Source organism: Kribbella sp. ALI-6-A, assembly GCF_001984195.1.
Classification (GTDB): domain Bacteria; phylum Actinomycetota; class Actinomycetes; order Propionibacteriales; family Kribbellaceae; genus Kribbella.
This window is the reverse complement of the sequence record NZ_MTQN01000005.1, coordinates 125,796-142,501: the sequence shown is the minus strand read 5'-3', so window position 1 is coordinate 142,501 and position 16,706 is coordinate 125,796. Positions and strand designations below refer to the sequence as shown.

Here is a 16,706-nt window from a genome sequence, read left to right as displayed (position 1 = left end):
TCGTCGGGGACACAGGGGAAGCGGGGGGATCAGAAGAGCAGGCTGATCGGCATCAGCAGCGCGATCGCGACGACCGAGGCGACCGACACCCCGACCGTGCAGCTCTTCAGCGTGCCGCGGGTGGTCTGGCCCATCAGCGACTGCAGCAGCCAGAACGTGTTGCTGGTGACGTGGACGGCGAACAGCGAGCCGGAGCCGGCGGCGAGCGCGATCAGCACCGGGTCGAGGCCGAGGGCGGGCGCGATCGGCGCCAGGATGCCAGCCGCGGTGATCGCGGAGATCGTCACCGACCCGACCGCGATGTGCAGGACGGCGGCGATGCCCCAGACCAGCAGCAGCGGCGCGAACGTGTGGGCGCTGAAGTAGCCGCGCAGGATGTCGCCGAGACCGCCGGCCGACACGACCGCGGCGAGCGAGCCGCCGACCGCGGTGAGGATGAGGATCTGGCCGCTCTCCTTGAAGCCGCGGGCGATCGCCTTCTCGACGCGGTTCTGGCCCATCGCGTAGCGGCCGATCAGGCAGGTGCCGACCAGGCCGACCAGCAGCGCGACGACCGGGTCGGAGACGAACTGGACGATCTTGTTGTCCCACTTGGCGACCTCGGCGATCGCGCCGAAGCCGATCAGCAGCAGCGACGTGAGCAACGGGACGAAGAGCAGCACCAGCGGCGGCTGACCGGTCCGGTCGTCGTCTCCGGAGTCGTCCTGCGGGCCGGCGTCACCAGCGCCGGACGCGTCGTCGATGCCGCTCGGGGCGGTGGCGGCAGTCGTCGAGCCGTCGGCCGCGACGTTGACCAGGTCCTGCTCCACCAGGATCTCCTGCTGCTCGTCGACCTCGCTCTTCCAGAAGCCGCGACGGAACAGGAACGTCATGATCGTGATCGAGATCAGGATGGTCGGGATGATCAGCACCAGGCCCCACAGCAGCATCTTGCCCAGCGGCACGCTCAGCAGCGCCGCCAGTGCCAGCGCCCCGACGCCCGGCACCATCAGCACGATGCCGGTCTCCAGCCCGATCGCCAGCGCGGTTGCCATCCGGGCGGTGCCGAGCGGCCCGATCCGCTTGGACGCCGTACGGGCCAGTGGGGCCGAGATGACCAGCAGCACGTCCAGGTAGATCGACTGCAGCAAGGTGCCGATGGTCAGCGCCATCGAGTACGGCAGCCGCTTCGGGCCGAACAGCCGCAGCAGGTGCTTGACCAGACGCTCGATCGCGCCGAGCTCCTGCAGGATCGAGGCCATCAGAACGCCGAAGGCGATCAGCAGGCCGACCTCGGCCATGATCTCGCCGAAGCCGCCGGTGATGGTCTCGATGGTCTTGTCCAGGCCGAGTTCGGTGGCCAGTCCGAGATAGAGCGATCCCACCACCAGTGAGATCACCGGGTTGACCCGGAATCGGACGATGAGGATCACGATGGCGAGGATCGCCACCGCGGTGTTGATCAGTACTCCGGCGTCTGACATGGGCTGGTCCTTCGGGGGGATCGACGGCCTGGGACGAGCCGTTGGGCGGGCTGCTCACAATGTGAACATAAACCCACGAAGTAGGCAAGATGTCATGGGTGTTACAGGCGAAATTGTTTTGGGAACAAAAACTACGGCCGCCGTACCCGGTGGGTACGGCGGCCGTGGAGGTACTCGGCGGTCAGGCGGGAGGATTCGTCCGGTACGTCGTCCGGATCGCCCGGTGGGCTTCCGGGCCGGCTTCGGTGTGGTCGAGGCCGAGCAGGATGGCCCCGACGACGGGTGGGACCTCGACGATCTGGGGGATCGCGTGCGGTGCCGCGGCGGCGAGTTGCGCGGTGATCTGGCGCAGCAGCAGCGGGTGGTTGGCGGTGAGCACGCCGCCGCCGAGGATCACCGGCGTCGGGACGTCGAGCAGGTCGAGGCGGCGCAGCGCGACGGTGGCCATCGCGACGATCTCCTCTGCCTGGCGGTGCACGATCGCGGTCGCGACCTCGTCGCCGGCGGTGGCGACCTGGAAGAGAACGGGTACCGCTTCCAGGCGGCTGACGACGGGAATGCCGCCGAGGTGCATCGCTTCGATCAGCTCGGTCATCGAGCGGACGCCGTAGTGCTGAGGCAGGGCGGTTTTCAGCGCGGTCGCCGGTCCGCGGCCGTCGTCCGCGCGGGCGGCGGCCCAGATCGCCTCCTCGGCAAGCTGCTGACCGCCGCCCCAGTCGCCGGAGATCTTGCCGACCGCGGGGAAGCGCGCCGTCCGGCCGTCGGGCAGCAGGCCGCAGCAGTTGATCCCGGCGCCGCAGACCACCGCGACCCCGCGCGGCTCGTCGATCCCGGCCCGGAGCAGAGCGAAGGTGTCGTTGGCGACGTGCACCCGGGAGGCCCAGCCGTACGAGCGGAAGGCATCGGCCAACCGCTCCTCCTCGATGGGGAGATCGGCGTTCGCCAGGCACGCCGAGATCTGTTCCACCAAAGGCACGCCGCCTTCGGCGGCGGGGAGGGTGAGGGGGGAGGAGCCGGTCGCCCCGAATCGCCGGCCGCCTTCGGCGACGGCGGCGCCTGGGCCCGCCCTGTCGACGGCGAAGCCGGCGGCCCGGGCTGCCGCCGCGACCAAGGGGGCGAGGCCGTCGACGGCTGCTTGCGCGCCGATGAGGTGGGGCTCGAAGCCGCCGCCCCGGGCGGTGCCGAGGACTGTGCCGTCGGCGGCGACCAGGGCGACGTCGGTTTTGCTGTTGCCGGCGTCGAAGGCGAGCACGCCGCCAGGAATCAGAGGTGCCTGGAGGGCCTCGGCCTCGAACGCCTCGGTCACGCCCATGGCAGGTGCTCGCGGTTGTGCGCGATCAGCTTGTCGGTGAGCGCCCGGGCGTACTCGATCTGCCCGATCAGGGGATGCGCCAGCAATGCCGTGAACACGCGGTCCGCACCACCCTTCAGAGCTGCCTCCAGCGCCAGATTCTCGTACGCCGTCACGTTCGCCACCAGTCCGGCGTACAACGGTTCGAGGGGTGAGATCGGCAGCGGCGTCGTCCCGTTGGCTCCGACCATGGCGGGGACCTCGATCACCGCGTCGTCGGGCAGGAAGGGCAGTGCGCCGTTGTTGAGCGTGTTGACGACCTGCACGTCACCGGTGTCGTTCAGCAGGGACGACGCCAGCGCGACCGCGGCCTCCGAGTAGTACGCGCCGCCGCGCTGCTCCAGCAGGGCGGGCTTCTCGTCCAGCGACGGATCGGCGTACAGGTCGAGCAACTGCTTCTCGATCGCCGCGACCTCGGCGGCCCGCGACGGCTTCTCCAGCAGTTCGCGCACCACCTCGTCGTGAGCGTAGAAGTAGCGCAGGTAGTACGACGGTACGACGCCCAGCTGCAGCAGCAACTCCGGCGGCAACTTCAAGTCAGCCGCGAGCTCGCCGACATGCTCCGACAGCAGCGACGGCAACCGGTCGACCCCGTCGACCCGGACGGCGCGCTCCCAAGTCAGGTGGTTGAGCCCGACGTGGTCGAGCGCGACCTGCTCCGGCGTGACTCCGAGCAGCCGGGCGAACCGCCGCTGGAACCCGATCGCCACGTTGCACAGCCCGACGGCCTTGTGCCCCTCGGACAGCAGCGCCCGCGTGACGATGCCGACCGGGTTGGTGAAGTCGATGATCCAGGCGTCCGGGTTCGACGCGCGCACCTTCTCCGCGATGTCCAGGACGACGGGCACCGTCCGCAGCGCCTTGGCCAACCCGCCGGCGCCGGTCGTCTCCTGCCCGACGCAGCCGCACTCCAGCGGCCAGGTCTCGTCCTCGTTCCGGGCGGCCTGGCCGCCGACGCGCAGCTGCAGCAGTACGGCGTCCGCGCCGTCGATGGCCGCGTCCAGGTCGCCGGTCGTGGTGACCCGGCCGGGATGTCCTTGTTTGGCGAAGATCCGCTGGGCGAGACCGCCGACCAGCTCGAGCCGGTCGGTGGCCGGGTCGACCAGGACGAGTTCGTCCACGGGCAGCGAGTCACGCAGCCGGGCGAACCCGTCGACGAGCTCGGGCGTGTAGGTGGATCCGCCGCCTACGACTGTGAGTTTCAACCTTTGACCCCTGTGAGTGTGACGCCTTCGATGAAGGCCTTTTGGGCGAAGAAGAACAGGATGATCACCGGCGCCATCACCAGCAAGGTGGCGGCCATGGTGAGGTTCCAGTTGGTGTGGTGGGCACCCTTGAAGGACTCCAGGCCGTAGCTCAAGGTCCAGGCTGCCGGGTTCTCCGAGGCGTAGATCTGCGGGCCGAAGTAGTCGTTCCAGCAGTAGAAGAACTGGAACAGCGCGACCGCCGCGATGGCCGGCCGGGCCATCGGCAGCACGATCCGGACCAGCGCCTTGAACTCGCCGCAGCCGTCCACCTTGGCGGCGTCGACGTAGTCCTTCGGGATGGTCAGCAGGAACTGGCGCAGCAGGAAGATCGTGAACGCGTCGGTGAAGGCCATCGGGATGATCAGCGGCCACAGCGTCCCGGACAGGTGCAGCTGCTTGGCCCAGAACAGGTACATCGGCACGATCACCACCTGGGGCGGCAGCATCATCGTCGCGATCACCAGCATCAGTGCCAGGTTGCGGCCGCGGAACCTGAACCGGGCCAGCGCGTACGCGACCGGGATGCTCGACAGCAAGGTGAGCGCGGTGCCGAGTCCGGCATACAGGAGGGTGTTCTTCCACCAGGTCAGGAAGCCCGGAGTCTCCCAGACCGTGCGCAGGTTCTCCCAGTGCCAGCTGTCCGGCCAGAGGTTGCGGGTCAGCGCCTGCTGGTCGCTCATCAGCGCGGTCAGTGCGACGAACACGAACGGCAGCACGAAGAACAACGCGGCCGCGATCGCGAGCGAGTGCACGGCGATCCAGTGCAGTGCCCTGGTACGCCGTGCGGTGCGCCCCGCCGCGGTCAGGCCGACCGGGGCGGTCAGGGAAGTCGTCATCGTCATCTCGGCAGACTCCTCAGTCGTCCGTGCCCAGGAAGCCGCTGCGGCGGCGCATCAGCAAAGCGGTGAACAGCATCGCGAGGGCGAACAGCACCAGCGCGACCACGCTCGCCCCACCGGTGTCGAACCGCTGGAAACCGAGGTTGTAGACCAGCTGCGGCAACGTCAGCGTGGAGTTCTCCGGATAGCCGGGCTGGAACTGTTGCCCTGAGCCACCGATCACCCCACTGGCGACCTTCCCGGCGACCAGTGGCTGGGTGTAGTACTGCATGGTTTGGATGATTCCGGTGACCACCGCGAACAGCACGATCGGCGAGATGTTCGGCAACGTCACGTACCGGAACTTCTGCCACGCCCCGGCGCCGTCCAGCGACGCGGCCTCGTACTGGTCCTGCGGTACGTCGAGCAGGGAGGCCATGAAGATCACCATCAGGTCGCCGATGCCCCACAACGCCAGCAGTGTCAATGCCGGCTTCGACCAGGCCGGGTCGTTGAACCAGCCCGGTTGCGGCAGGCCGATGCTGCCGAGAATGTTGTTCACCGGTCCGGTTCCCGGGTTGAGCAGGAACGCGAACGCCATCGTCGCGGCCACCGGCGGTGCCAGGTACGGCAGGTAGAAGGCGGTCCGGAAGAACCCGGCACCGGTCTTCACCTTGGTGATCAGCAGGCCGATGCCCAGGCCGAACAGCACCCGCAGGGTGACCATCACGATCACCAGCCACAGGGTGTTGCGCAGGGCCGGCCAGAAGAACGGGTAGTCGGTGAAGACGTAGCTCCAGTTCTTCAGTCCGGTCCAGGTCGGCGGCGTGAACCCGTCGTACTTCATGAAGCTGAAGTAGACGGTCGAGATCAGCGGGTAGAGGAAGAAGACGCTGACGCCGATCAGCCACGGCGACAGGAAGGCCAGGATGCGGAGCCGGTCGCGGCGCTGCTTGCCGCGCAGGCCGGGGCCGGACTTCACCACGGAGGAGGCGGTTGTCATCACTTGGCCTGCGCGAGGTCCTTGTCGATCTGCTGGTCGGTTTTCGCCAGGCCGCCGGCCAGGTCGGTCTGCTTGCCGGACTCGAAGGCGAAGCCGAAGTCCTGCAGGGTGAGCTGGTACGCGCCGCCGTTCGGGCTGGCCGGGGTGGTGCTGCTCTTCGGGTGCTGGGCGATCCGCAGGAACACCTTGAAGTTCTCGTCGGCCTGCAGCTTGGGCGACTTCAGCGCCTCCAGGGTGGACGGCACGTTGTGAATCGCGTTGGCGAAGCTCACCACGGCGTCGGTGTCGGTGGTCATGTACTTGACCAGCTCCCACGCGGCGTTCTGCTTCTCACTGGTGCCGGCGATCCCGATCACCGTGCCGGACAGGTAGCCCTTGCCGTAGCTGTCGGCCTGGTCGTCCGGCACGGGGAACGGCGCGACGCCGATCTCGAACGTCGTACCGGCGTCCTTGGCCATACCGAGCCGCCACTCGCCGTCGATCGCCATCGCGACCTGGCCGGTGTGGAACGGGTTCTTCGCGCCGAACTCGTCACCGAAGGTGGCCCGGTACCTCTCCAGCTTGGCGAAACCGCCGAGCTCGGCGACCAGGTTCTTCTGCCAGGTGAGCATCTGCCCGAACGCCGGGTCGCCGGCCAGGTTGGACTTGCCCTCCGGCGTGAAGTACGTCGGGTTCCACTGCGCCGCGAAATGTGTGGTGGTCGACTCGTAGCCGTGGAAGTTCGGCATGAAGCCGAGTTGGGAGTAGCTGTCGCCCTTGGGTTTGGTCAGCTTCTTGGCCACCGCGTCGAACTCCGACAAGGTTCTCGGCGGCGCGGTGATGCCGGCGGTCTTGAACGCGTCCTTGTTGTAGTACAGGCCGTACGCGTCGTTCAGCAGCGGCAGCGTGCAGCGCGTGCCCTCGAACTGGGTGTAGTCCTGCAGCGGCTTCGGAAACGTCTTGTCCAGGTCGATGGTCGACTTGTCGAGGAACGGCTCGAGATCGGCGAACACTTTCGACCGGCAGAACGTGCCGACGTTGTCGGTGGTGAACGACGAGACCACGTCCGGCGCGTTCGGGCCGCCGGCACGCAGGGCCTGCTTGATCTTGTCGTCGTTGATGTTGCCGACGACCTTGACCTTGATGTTGGGATGCGCGGCCTCGAACGCCTTGACGTTGGCGTCGATCGCGGCTGCCTCGCTGGGCGCGGACCAGCCGTGCCAGAAGGTGATCGTGGTCTCCTTCGTGGCGTCGTCGCTGGCCTGCGGCGTGCTCGACGTACCGGTGCAGGCGGTGGCGAGCAGCGCGACCGCCACGGCGGCGAGGGCGGTCCTGTGGACTCGGGACATGACGGTTTCTCCCTGATCTGGCGCGTACGGATCCACCGGAGCAGGTCGCTGACCTGTCCGTTGGGTGGTGTCGGGGTGGTGCGGGTGGTTAGTCGGCGCCCCCGCTCGTCGGGCCGGCTGTGTCGAAGACTTCGTCGCGGGTGATGCTCAGGGCGGACTGCAGGGCCCCGGACAGCACCGGGTCGTTGGGTACGGCGGTCATCAGCAACCGCGGGCGGGGAACGGCCAGCTCGGCCAGTTCCTCCTGGATCAGGCCGCGCAGCCGTTCGCCGCCGGCGGTGATCACGCCCCCGGCCAGCACGATCAGCTCGGGGTCGACGACGGCGACGACGGCCGCCAGACCGACGGCCAGCCGGTGCGCGAACTCGGCCAGCACCGTGTCACCGGCGCCGGGGGTGTCCAGCGCGGCGGCGATCGCGGCTTCCGGCGTACGGGCTTTGAGGCCGTGGGACCTGGCCAGCGCCAGCACGGGTTCGCCACCGGCCAGTTCCTGGAAGCCGCCGGCGTTGTTGCGGCCGACGTTGCGGACCAGCGGCGTACCGGGCAGGGGCAGGAAGGCGACCTCGCCCGCACCGCCGGTCGCGCCCCGGACCAGCCGGCCGTTGATCACGATCGCGGCACCGATGCCCTCCTCGCCCCAGAGCAGGACGAAGTTGTCGCTGTCGGCGGCGTGGCCGACACGCTGCTCGGCGACAGCGGCCAGGTTGACGTCGTTCTCGACGTCCAGCGGTACGGCGATGGCGGCGGCGAGCTCTTCGAGCAGGTGTGGCGCGTGCCAGCCCGGCAGGTGCATCGCGTAGCGCAGCCGGCCGGTGGTCGGGTCGAAACCGCCCGGCGTGCCGATCGCGACGCGGTGCAGACGGTCCTTGGTCAGCCCCGCCTCGCCGAGTGCGCCTTCGACAGCCTTGACCACCCGCTCGACGGTGCCTTTGGCGCTGCGGCCGGGCGTCGGCAGCTCGTACCGGCCGACCACCTTGCCGGTCAGGTCGGCGACGGCCGACCGGATCCGGGCAGGGGTGACGTCCAGGCCCGCGACGTACGCGATGCCGCCGTTGATCTCGTAGAGCTGCGCGTTCGGGCCGGGCCGGCCGGCGCTGGTGCCGCTGGGCCGGACCAGGCCGGCGGTCTCCAGGCGGGACAGCAGCTGGGAGGCGGTCGGTTTGGACAGGCCGGTCAGGTTGCCGAGCGTCGTCCGGGACAGCGGTCCGTGGGCGAGCAGCAGGTCGAGAGCGGCGCGGTCGTTCATCGCGCGGAGCAGGCGGGGAGTGCCGGGTGTACTGGCCATGAGCTAACCCTGCCCTCCTTGTGCCGTCTGATGCGGGTGCCGTGCCGATTCCCGCCAACTGTTAGGAAAGTTTCCTATTACCGCGAGACCGTACGGGTCCGGCCCGGCGGTGTCAATCGGTCGGCCGCACTCGTGGACAGCTCGGCGAGGGTCCGGCCCGGCGGAGGTTAGGGTGGGCTTACTTGTCTGCTTCCGTCCGCCCATGGAAAGGCCTGTTCGTGACGTTCGCCGTGGGGGAAGAGGTCACCGCCGGCCGGGTGCTGCGCCGCGCCGTCCGCCGGCATCGCAAGCGGCTCGCGCTCGGGGTGTTCTGGCTGTCGCTGCACCAGGCGACCGAGGCGGCCGTCCCGGTGACGATCGGGATCTTCGTCGACCGCGCGGTCTCGACCGGCCGGCTGGAGCCGCTGGTGTGGTGCGTGGTGATGATGGTCGGGCTCTTCGCGGTCCTGTCGACGGCGTGGCGGACCGGTGCCCGGCACGGCGTGCGGTCGGCCGAGTACGAGATGCACCAGCTGCGGCTGGAGGTCGCCCAGCGGGTGCTGGATCCGCGCGGGCACCGGACCGGGATGCGGGCCGGCGAGCTGCTTTCGGTCGCGACGTCGGACGCCGAGAAGGCGGCGCTGGTGCTGCGCGCGCTGGCGATCGGGATCGCCGCCTCGACCGCGCTGGCCGTGTCGTCGGTGGTGCTGCTGCTGATCGACGTGCCGCTCGGAGTCGGCGTACTGGTGGGAGTGCCGTTGCTGGTGGTGGGGATCCAGGCGCTGTCGCCGCTGCTGACTCGGCGTACGTCTGACCAGCAGGAGTCGGTTGCCAGTACGACGGCGCTGGCTACCGACTTGGTGAGCGGGTTGCGGGCGTTGCGGGGGATCGGGGCGCAGCACAACGCGGCTGAGCGGTACCGGCGGTCGAGTCAGGCGACTCTGCAGGCCACGCTGAAGGCTGCGTCGACCAACGGGCTGCAGGACGGGGTCACCATGGCCGCCAGTGGGTTGCTGCTGGCGGCGGTGGCCGGTGTGGCCGGGTGGTTCGCGTTGAACGGGCGGATCAGCATCGGGGAGCTGATCACCGTGGTGGGACTGGCGCAGTTCGTCGCGGAGCCGGTGAGCACGCTGGGGTACGTCAGCCAGGTGCTGGCGATGGCGAAGGCGTCGGCGGGCCGGCTGGCTTCGGTGCTGGGGTCGGCGCCTTTGAGAGTGACGGGGTCGGCCGTGTCGGTGGATCCATCCGCGCCGCTGCTCGAGCTGTCGGAGGTCCGGCACAAGTCGCTGGATGGGGTGAGTCTGGCGGTGCGGCGGGGTGAGCTGGTCGGGGTGCTCTGCTACGACCCGCGGGACGCGGATGCCTTGCTGGCGGTCGTTTCCGGCAGGGCGCCGGAGCATGAGGGGACGGTGGCCGTGGGCGGACTGGCGATGGAGGAGCTGGACATCGATCTGCTGCGGCGGTCCGTGCTGGTCGAGCAGCACGACACGGACCTGTTCGAAGGGACGTTGCGGAGCAACCTGCTGGCCGGTTCGGAGGCGGATGAGGGGCGGCTGCGGGAGGTCGTGGTCGCTGCTGCGGCGACTGACGTGATCGATGCGCATGCTGATGGGTTGGACCATCCGCTGACCGATCGGGGGCGGACGCTGTCGGGCGGGCAGCGGCAGCGGCTGGGTCTGGCTCGCGCGCTGCTTGCTGAGCCGCCTGTGCTCGTGCTGCACGATCCCAGTACTGCGGTGGACGCGGTGACCGAGGAGGTCTTGGCCGAAGGGCTGGTGGAGGCTCGTGCGGTGCCGTCGCTGGGGACGCTGGTGCTGACCAGCAGTCCGGCGTTGCTGGGCAAGATGCATCGGGTGGTGGTGCTGGCCGATGGGGTTGTGGTTGCTGTGGGCACGCATGCCGAGCTGGCGTCCGAGGACGCGGCGTACGCCGAGGCGGTGCTGCGGTGAGCGCGTCTGAGCCGACGGGTGGCTCGTCTCCGGCGTTGCTGCCGATTGCTGGGCCTCGGGCTACCTGGTCGGTGTTGTGGCGGGAGATTCGGCGGCTGCGAGGGCTGTCCTTGGTGGCAGCTGTGGTGATCACCGGTGCGAGTGCGGCCGGGCTGGTCGCGCCTTGGGCGTTGGGCGTGCTGGTCGACGACATCGCCTCCGGTGCGGACCGGTCGGCCGTCGTACGGGTGGTGCTGCTGATCGGTGCTGCGGCGCTGGTGTCCGGCGTACTGACTGCTGTCGGGGTGACGCTGGTGGCGCGGGTCGGGGAGACCGTGCTGGCGCGGCTGCGGGAGAAGGTGCTGGACCGGGTGCTGCAGTTGCCGGCGCCCGTGCTCGACAAGGTGCGGACCGGGGATCTGCTGTCGCGGGTCGGCGACGACGTGTCGGCGGTCGCGACCGCGCTGACGCAGATCGGGCCGGTGTTGCTGTCGGCATCGTTGACAATCGTGCTGACGGCGGCCGGGCTGTTCGCGCTGGACTGGCGGCTCGGGCTGGCCGGGCTGCTGTCGTTGCCGATGTACCTGTGGGCCCTGCGGTGGTACCTGCCGCGCTCGGCGCCGTTCTACGCGCGGGAGCGGGCGGCGCTGGGCGAGCGGTCGGAGGCGATCATCACGTCGCTGCGCGGCAGCGCGACGGTCCGGGCGTACCGGCTGGAGGACATCCAGCTGGAGCGGATCCGCGACCGCTCGGCCGTCGCGCGAGACCTGTCGCTGAACGTGTTCCGGCTGTTCAGCTTCTTCTCCTCGCGGATCAACCACGCGGAGTTCGTCGGCCTGACGGGGATCCTGGTGGCCGGGTTCTTCCTGGTCCGTGGGGATCTGGTGACGGTCGGTGCCGTGACGGCGGCCGCGTTGTACTTCCACCGGTTGTTCAACCCGATCGGTGCGCTGCTGATGGAGTTCGACGCTGTGCAGACGGCTGCGGCGGGGTTGGCTCGGCTGGTCGGGGTGGTGGAGATTCCGGCCGCGCCGGAGCCGCCTGCTGGCCCGATGCCTGCCGACGCGACGCTGGAGCTGGTCGACGTCAGCCACTCGTACGACGGGCCACTCGTGGTGGACGGGGTGTCGCTGAAGCTGATGCCTGGTGAGCGGGTTGCGCTGGTGGGCGCCAGTGGAGCTGGCAAGACCACTCTGGCTGCAGTGGCGGCTGGTGTGCTCGTGCCGACCAGTGGGGTTGTCCGGATCGGTGGCGTGGACATCCGGGAGCTGGGAGAGGCTCGGACCCGTTCGCAGGTTGCGTTGCTGAGCCAGGAGGTCCATGTGTTCTCCGGGCCGCTGGTGGACGACGTACGGCTGGCTCGGGCCGATGCCACGGTCGCCGAGGTCGAGGCCGCGCTGGAGCGAGTCGGTGCGCTGGCGTGGGTCCGGGCGTTGCCGGACGGGCTGGAGACCCACGTGGGCGAGAACGGCGAACAGCTGACCGGCGCACAGGCGCAGCAGGTCGCACTGGCTCGGCTGGTGCTCGCCGACCCGGCGGTCGCCGTACTGGACGAAGCGACTGCGGAGGCGGGATCAGCTGGTGCGCGGGAGCTCGAGCGGGCCAGTGCTGCCGCCACCGAAGGCCGTACGACGCTGGTGGTGGCGCACCGGCTCACGCAGGCAGAGCAGGCGGACCGGATCGTCGTGATGGACCAGGGCAGGCTGGTGGAGTCCGGGACGCATGCTGAGCTGCTGGAGTCTGGGGGACGCTATGCCCAGCTGTGGCACAGCTGGACGGGGACCACGGCTACGGAAGGCGCCAGTCGATAGCGGCACCGCCCTGCTCCTGCAGCAGGGCGTTCACCCGGCTGAAAGGCTTGGAGCCGAAGAAGCCGCGGTCGGCCGACATCGGGCTCGGGTGCGCGCTCTCGACGTACGGGACGTCGCCGAGCATCGGCTTGAGCGTCTGCGCGTCACGACCCCAGAGAATCGCGACGAGCGGTCCGCCGCGCTTCACGAGCGCGTGAATCGCCTGCTCGGTCACGGCTTCCCAGCCCTTGCCACGATGTGAGGCGGGCTTGCCGGGCTGCACGGTGAGCACTCGGTTGAGCATCAGCACGCCCTGGTCGGCCCAGGGAGTCAGGTCACCGTTGGACGGCGCGGGGACGCCGACGTCGGCCATCAGCTCGCGGTAGATGTTCGCGAGGCTGCGGGGGATGGGGCGGACGTCGGGCGCTACGGAGAAGCTCAGTCCGACTGGGTGGCCTGCTGTGGGGTAGGGATCCTGGCCGACCACCAGCACCTTCACGTCGGCCAGCGGGCGCTGGAAGGCGCGCAACACGTTCTCCCCGGCGGGCAGATACGGCCGTCCTGCGGCGATCTCGGCCCGCAGGAACTCGCCCATCCGCGCCACGTTGTCCCGCACCGGCGCCAGGGCCTCGGCCCAGTCGGCCGCCATCAACTCGTCCAACGACTTGGAACTCACCCGAGCAAGCATCCCAGTTCGCCGGGGGTGACGCACCCCGGGGTCGGACGAGAGGAAGAGAGCGGGTGTCAGCGGATATTGGAGCGCGACGAAGAGCCCGGTCGAGATCGCGTTCGCGGACGTGGCGGCCCTCGCTTGCCGGTCCGAGGCGGACGTGCAGCACTCACCAAGGCGTACTGCCGGACCGGCCTGAGCGGGTGCCGCGCTGGGCGCGCCCCGTTTCGGATGATTGGTGAGTGCTGGACGTCCGCCCTTCACGGAGACGGCCGGCAACGGCTTCCGCTGGGACGATCCGGACCAAGATCATCAGGGCGACCCCGCCCAGATGCCAGTTCCTACGTTGTGAGGCGGATGAGCCCGGCAGGAACTTCGCCTACCGCGGTTGGGCGATGGGACTGCAGCTGCGCACGGAGGAGGGTCGCACGGCTCGGAGCCGACGGCAGCAGATCACCGGAAGTTCGCGTGTCGGTTGTTCGTTGGAGGGAGTGACCGGGTAGAAAGGTCGGCGGCCCCGCAGGGTATGAGCTTGCGGGGCTTTTGCTATGCCAGGGCCCAGCCGAAGGTGGTGGAGAGGGGCTGCGGGTTGTGGCGGTGGTAGAAGCGGTGGGCGTCGGTGCGGGTGTTGGCGGAGTCGAGTTCCAGGTGGGTGGCGCCGTGGTCGCGGGCCCATTGGTGGGCGGATTGGAACAGCGTGGTGCCGGTGCCGTGGGAGCGGTGCGTGGGGGAGACGGCCAGGTCCTCCAGCCAGCAGCGTTGGCCGAAGCGGACGGACTCTATGTCCAGGTAGAGGGTGCAGAAGCCGGTGAGCTCGTTGTCCTCGGTGGCTACCAGTACGGCGGTCCGCGGGCCGGGGATGACTCGGGTGAGGCGGTCGGCGGCGACGGTGGGGTCCCAATGGGCGGGGGTGCTGCCCGGGGGTGCGAAGAGCCAGGAGTAGGCGGCGACGAGCTGGGGGATGTCGGCGGGAGTCGCGTTGCGGATCATGAAGTGGAGCGTAGGAACGGACCCGCGCGGGCTACAGGTCCACTTCGGGGGAGGTTCTTCAGGCCACTAGGCGTTGCAGGGCCTGGGTGTAGCGGCGGGCGTACAGCTGCTGGGTGGTGCGGCCGAGGGGCCCGGCGAGGCGGGTGTACCAGGTGCCGGGGCGGCTGTAGGCGCGGAGGGTGAAGAAGACGCCGTCGGGCTCGCGGGTGACCAGGAAGGACTCCTCGCCCGACTCGGGATGGCCGGGCAGCGTGCCGTAGGCGAAGCCCCGGTGGTCTTCGTCGTCGGCGGTCCAGACGACTCGGCAGGGGATGGTGATGGCGAGGGCGCCGATGCCGAGCTTGCCCAGGCAGTTGGTGCCGATGACGGCGGGGGTGTCGGTCGCGGTGATGCGGATACCGGCCCCGCGGTGCATCTGCCAGGTGGTGACCACCTCGCCGGCCCGCCGGAAGACCTGGTCGCCCGCGCCGATGCGGGTACGCAGGTCCATCCGGTGGTAGCCCTCGGGCGTCCGGTCGAAACGGGTCGACCCGACCGCGTCGTACGAGAAGCGCAGCGCGGCCAGGTCGTCCAGTGTTTTCACGGGGATCCGGTGCCCACTCAGCTCGACTTCAAGCCGGCGGTCTTGCCCTCCTTGAGGGCCTTGACCAGGGCCTTGACCTTGGCCTCGTCCAGCAGTACGACGCTCTGCCCGTTGCGGCGGGCGTTCGCGTTGGCGACCGGCAGGGTCAGCGAGACGCCGTCACCGCCGCCGGCGACCTTGCGCATCGCCAGGCCGAACCTGGCCAGGTCGAACGGGCCCATGTCGTTGTCGACGGTGAGCGCGTCGGCGCTGGAGGTGCCGATCTTGTAGTAGCGCCACGGGTTGACAAACGTCTGCCACGACACCGCCTTGTCCGCGACCAGGCCGATCACCTCGCGCTGACGGTTGGCCCGGCCGAGGTCGCCGAGCTTGTCGGTGTAGCGGGAGCGGACGTAGCCGAGCGCCTTCGGGCCGTCCAGGTCCTGACAGCCGGCCGGAAGGTTGATGTGCGCCTTCTGGTCTTTCATTGCCTTCGGCAAGCACACGTTGACGCCGCCGACGCTGTCGATGATCGAGGCGAAACCGCCGAAGCCGATCTCGACGTAGTGGTCGATCCGCAGGCCGGTGGAGGCCTCCAGGGTCTGGATCAGCAGCTTGGGGTTGCCGTTGCCGAACGCGGCGTTGATCTTCTCCCGGCCCTTGCCGGGCACCTCCACCCAGCTGTCGCGCGGCACGCTGATCAGCGCCGGCGGACCCGAGTCGGGCACGTGCAACAGGATGATCGTGTCGGTGCGGTTGCCGCCGACGCTGCCGGTGCCGAGCTTCCTCTTCTCCTCGGCACTCAGCCCCTCGCGGCTGTCCGAGCCGACCATCAGGTACGTCGTACCGGGTCCCTCGGCGGGCCGTTTGCCGGCCGGCATCGCGTCGATCTTGTCGATCCGGCCCCACGCGTACAGCGGGACGCAGATCAGGGTCAGCAGGAACAGCAGGACGACCAGGCCGATCACCCGGCCGAACCAGTTGCGCCGCTTCTTCGGGCGCACCGGGGGGCGGCCGACCAGGCGTCGGTCGATGGGCTGCGGTTGACTCATGGCACGACCGTATCGGCCCCGGTGGTGCTCGCGCGTCACCCCAGCGGACGGTTTGGGCCCAGACTTTCAGACCGCGCCCGCCTCCGGCCTCCGTCGAAAGGAGGAAATCGGCGGCGGTGTCGAACCAATCCGCCGGAACGTGCGCGGCGGCTGCCCGGTCCGCGCGGTGAGGAGCCGGCTGAAGTACGGCGGGTCGTCGTACGCGATCTGGCGGGCGATCGCCGCGACCGGTGGGTTCACCATTGTCGTGCACGCCGCATCCCGCAAGGCAGATCGTCGTGCACGCGGGACCGAGCGTGAGCGCGCCGTAGCTCGACCGGCGGCGGGTCGGCGTACGGACTGGCTGGGGACGTCGCGTTGGGAAAAGTGGTGGACTGGAAGCGTGCTGACTTCCAACGGGTACCAACTGGACGAGCGGCGGCTGGGGCGACTGGTCGCGGTGCCGGACGGCGAGCGGGCGGACCGGGACGTGCTGCGGCGGAGGCTCTGGCGGGACGGGTATCTGTTCCTGACCCGGCTGCTCGATCCGGCGACGGTGCTGGAGTTTCGCCGGTACTACTTCGCCAAGACCGGGCTGGCCGACGCGGACGGGCGGCCTCGGGAAGTTGAGCGAGGGGCTTACCGGGCGGTGTTGTTCGGGGAGATCGTGCCCGGCCCGGAGTACGACGCGTTGTGCCGGCAGCAGGCGTTGCGTGGGTGGTTCGAGTGGTTCTTCGGGGCGGAGGTGTTCCTGCACCGGCGCAAGATCATCCGGCACACCGCGCCGGGGGAGAACGGGATCGGCACCGCGACGCAGGCGCACTACGACCTGGTCTACCTGCGGGAAGGGACCGACCAGGTGCTGTCCGCGTGGATCCCGCTCGGTGACTGCCCGGTGGAGCGCGGTGGGCTGACCTATCTGGAGGGCAGCCATCACCGAGTGCGGAGGGAGGAAGCGGAGGGCCGGTTGAAGCGCCCGGCGGCCTCGATCACGGCGGATCTGCCCGCGCTGGCCGAGCAGTACGACGCGCGCTGGCTGGTGGCCGACTACGCCGCAGGCGACGTGGTGATCCACACGGCCCACACCGTGCACGCCGCGCTGGACAACGTCGATCAGGTCATGCGGCTGTCCACCGACATCCGCTACCAGCCGGCCGCGCTGGACGTCGACGCCCGTTGGCAGCACGACTGGCACGACCAGGACGGGCTGTAGTAACGCGCCGATGGGCGCCCGGGACAATCCCGGACGCCCATCTCAGTG

The 16,706-nt window shown here is 69.5% G+C and carries 14 protein-coding genes; 3 read left to right on the top strand and 11 right to left on the bottom strand.

Annotated elements, in window-relative coordinates:
• Positions 1-29 precede the first annotated feature (29 nt).
• The 7 genes from BWI15_RS02055 to BWI15_RS02025 all read right to left on the bottom strand — a co-directional run bounded on the left by BWI15_RS02055 (position 30) and on the right by BWI15_RS02025 (position 8,495).
• Positions 30-1,463, bottom strand: coding sequence for a GntP family permease (locus BWI15_RS02055; RefSeq protein WP_077012537.1), 1,434 nt, complete (start codon positions 1,461-1,463; stop codon positions 30-32).
• A 181-nt stretch (positions 1,464-1,644) separates the two neighbouring features.
• Positions 1,645-2,775, bottom strand: a complete 1,131-nt coding sequence (locus tag BWI15_RS02050) for an N-acetylglucosamine kinase (protein WP_077012536.1) — start codon at positions 2,773-2,775, stop codon at positions 1,645-1,647.
• A complete protein-coding gene (locus BWI15_RS02045; RefSeq protein WP_077012535.1) occupies positions 2,766-4,019 on the bottom strand; it encodes a 6-phospho-beta-glucosidase in 1,254 nt (417 codons plus the stop codon). Before BWI15_RS02045 ends, BWI15_RS02050 begins: the two co-directional genes overlap by 10 nt.
• Positions 4,016-4,903 (bottom strand): carbohydrate ABC transporter permease, encoded by an 888-nt coding sequence (locus tag BWI15_RS02040; protein ID WP_077012534.1) that lies wholly within the window; start codon positions 4,901-4,903, stop codon positions 4,016-4,018. Before BWI15_RS02040 ends, BWI15_RS02045 begins: the two co-directional genes overlap by 4 nt.
• A gap of 13 nt (positions 4,904-4,916) precedes the next feature.
• Entirely contained in the window at positions 4,917-5,882 is a 966-nt protein-coding gene (locus BWI15_RS02035; RefSeq protein ID WP_077012533.1) for a carbohydrate ABC transporter permease, read from the bottom strand.
• On the bottom strand, positions 5,882-7,210 hold the full coding sequence (locus tag BWI15_RS02030) for an ABC transporter substrate-binding protein (RefSeq protein WP_077012532.1): 1,329 nt from the start codon (positions 7,208-7,210) through the stop codon (positions 5,882-5,884). The genes BWI15_RS02035 and BWI15_RS02030 overlap by 1 nt, the downstream gene beginning before the upstream one ends.
• 88 nt (positions 7,211-7,298) lie before the next feature.
• The gene (locus BWI15_RS02025; RefSeq protein WP_077012531.1) at positions 7,299-8,495 is read right to left on the bottom strand and encodes an ROK family transcriptional regulator; all 1,197 of its coding nucleotides are present in this window, start codon (positions 8,493-8,495) and stop codon (positions 7,299-7,301) included.
• A 218-nt stretch (positions 8,496-8,713) separates the two neighbouring features.
• Here BWI15_RS02025 and BWI15_RS02020 point away from each other — a divergent pair, with 218 nt between their 5' ends.
• Positions 8,714-10,423 (top strand): ABC transporter transmembrane domain-containing protein, encoded by a 1,710-nt coding sequence (locus BWI15_RS02020; protein ID WP_077012530.1) that lies wholly within the window; start codon positions 8,714-8,716, stop codon positions 10,421-10,423.
• A 113-nt stretch (positions 10,424-10,536) separates the two neighbouring features.
• Positions 10,537-12,213: an ABC transporter ATP-binding protein gene (locus tag BWI15_RS02015; protein WP_237771089.1), complete on the top strand. Its 1,677-nt coding sequence runs from the start codon at positions 10,537-10,539 to the stop codon at positions 12,211-12,213.
• Here BWI15_RS02015 and BWI15_RS02010 read toward each other — a convergent pair.
• The 4 genes from BWI15_RS02010 to BWI15_RS01995 all read right to left on the bottom strand — a co-directional run bounded on the left by BWI15_RS02010 (position 12,191) and on the right by BWI15_RS01995 (position 15,466).
• Positions 12,191-12,880, bottom strand: coding sequence for a uracil-DNA glycosylase (locus tag BWI15_RS02010; RefSeq protein WP_202817546.1), 690 nt, complete (start codon positions 12,878-12,880; stop codon positions 12,191-12,193). The genes BWI15_RS02015 and BWI15_RS02010 overlap by 23 nt on opposite strands.
• A 528-nt stretch (positions 12,881-13,408) precedes the next feature.
• Positions 13,409-13,852: a GNAT family N-acetyltransferase gene (locus BWI15_RS02005; protein WP_077012527.1), complete on the bottom strand. Its 444-nt coding sequence runs from the start codon at positions 13,850-13,852 to the stop codon at positions 13,409-13,411.
• A gap of 58 nt (positions 13,853-13,910) precedes the next feature.
• Entirely contained in the window at positions 13,911-14,435 is a 525-nt protein-coding gene (locus tag BWI15_RS02000; protein WP_237771088.1) for a DUF1990 family protein, read from the bottom strand.
• A 17-nt stretch (positions 14,436-14,452) separates the two neighbouring features.
• Positions 14,453-15,466 carry an LCP family protein gene (locus BWI15_RS01995; protein ID WP_077012526.1) on the bottom strand — a complete coding sequence of 338 codons (1,014 nt, stop codon included), beginning with the start codon at positions 15,464-15,466 and terminating at the stop codon, positions 14,453-14,455.
• Positions 15,467-15,848: 382 nt separating this feature from the next.
• Here BWI15_RS01995 and BWI15_RS01990 point away from each other — a divergent pair, with 382 nt between their 5' ends.
• Complete coding sequence (locus tag BWI15_RS01990; RefSeq protein WP_077012525.1) at positions 15,849-16,658, top strand: phytanoyl-CoA dioxygenase family protein; 810 nt, start codon at positions 15,849-15,851, stop codon at positions 16,656-16,658.
• The last annotated feature ends 48 nt before the right edge of the window (positions 16,659-16,706 follow it).

Bases quoted from the DNA above. Each gene is read 5' to 3' on its own strand.
- BWI15_RS02055 (WP_077012537.1), bottom strand. From the start codon at position 1,463: ATGTCAGACGCCGGAGTACTGATCAACACCGCGGTGGCGATCCTCGCC.
- BWI15_RS02050 (WP_077012536.1), bottom strand. From the start codon at position 2,775: ATGGGCGTGACCGAGGCGTTCGAGGCCGAGGCCCTCCAGGCACCTCTG.
- BWI15_RS02040 (WP_077012534.1), bottom strand. From the start codon at position 4,903: ATGACGATGACGACTTCCCTGACCGCCCCGGTCGGCCTGACCGCGGCG.
- BWI15_RS02035 (WP_077012533.1), bottom strand. From the start codon at position 5,882: ATGACAACCGCCTCCTCCGTGGTGAAGTCCGGCCCCGGCCTGCGCGGC.
- BWI15_RS02030 (WP_077012532.1), bottom strand. From the start codon at position 7,210: ATGTCCCGAGTCCACAGGACCGCCCTCGCCGCCGTGGCGGTCGCGCTG.
- BWI15_RS02025 (WP_077012531.1), bottom strand. From the start codon at position 8,495: ATGGCCAGTACACCCGGCACTCCCCGCCTGCTCCGCGCGATGAACGAC.
- BWI15_RS02010 (WP_202817546.1), bottom strand. From the start codon at position 12,880: ATGCTTGCTCGGGTGAGTTCCAAGTCGTTGGACGAGTTGATGGCGGCC.
- BWI15_RS02005 (WP_077012527.1), bottom strand. From the start codon at position 13,852: ATGATCCGCAACGCGACTCCCGCCGACATCCCCCAGCTCGTCGCCGCC.
- BWI15_RS01995 (WP_077012526.1), bottom strand. From the start codon at position 15,466: ATGAGTCAACCGCAGCCCATCGACCGACGCCTGGTCGGCCGCCCCCCG.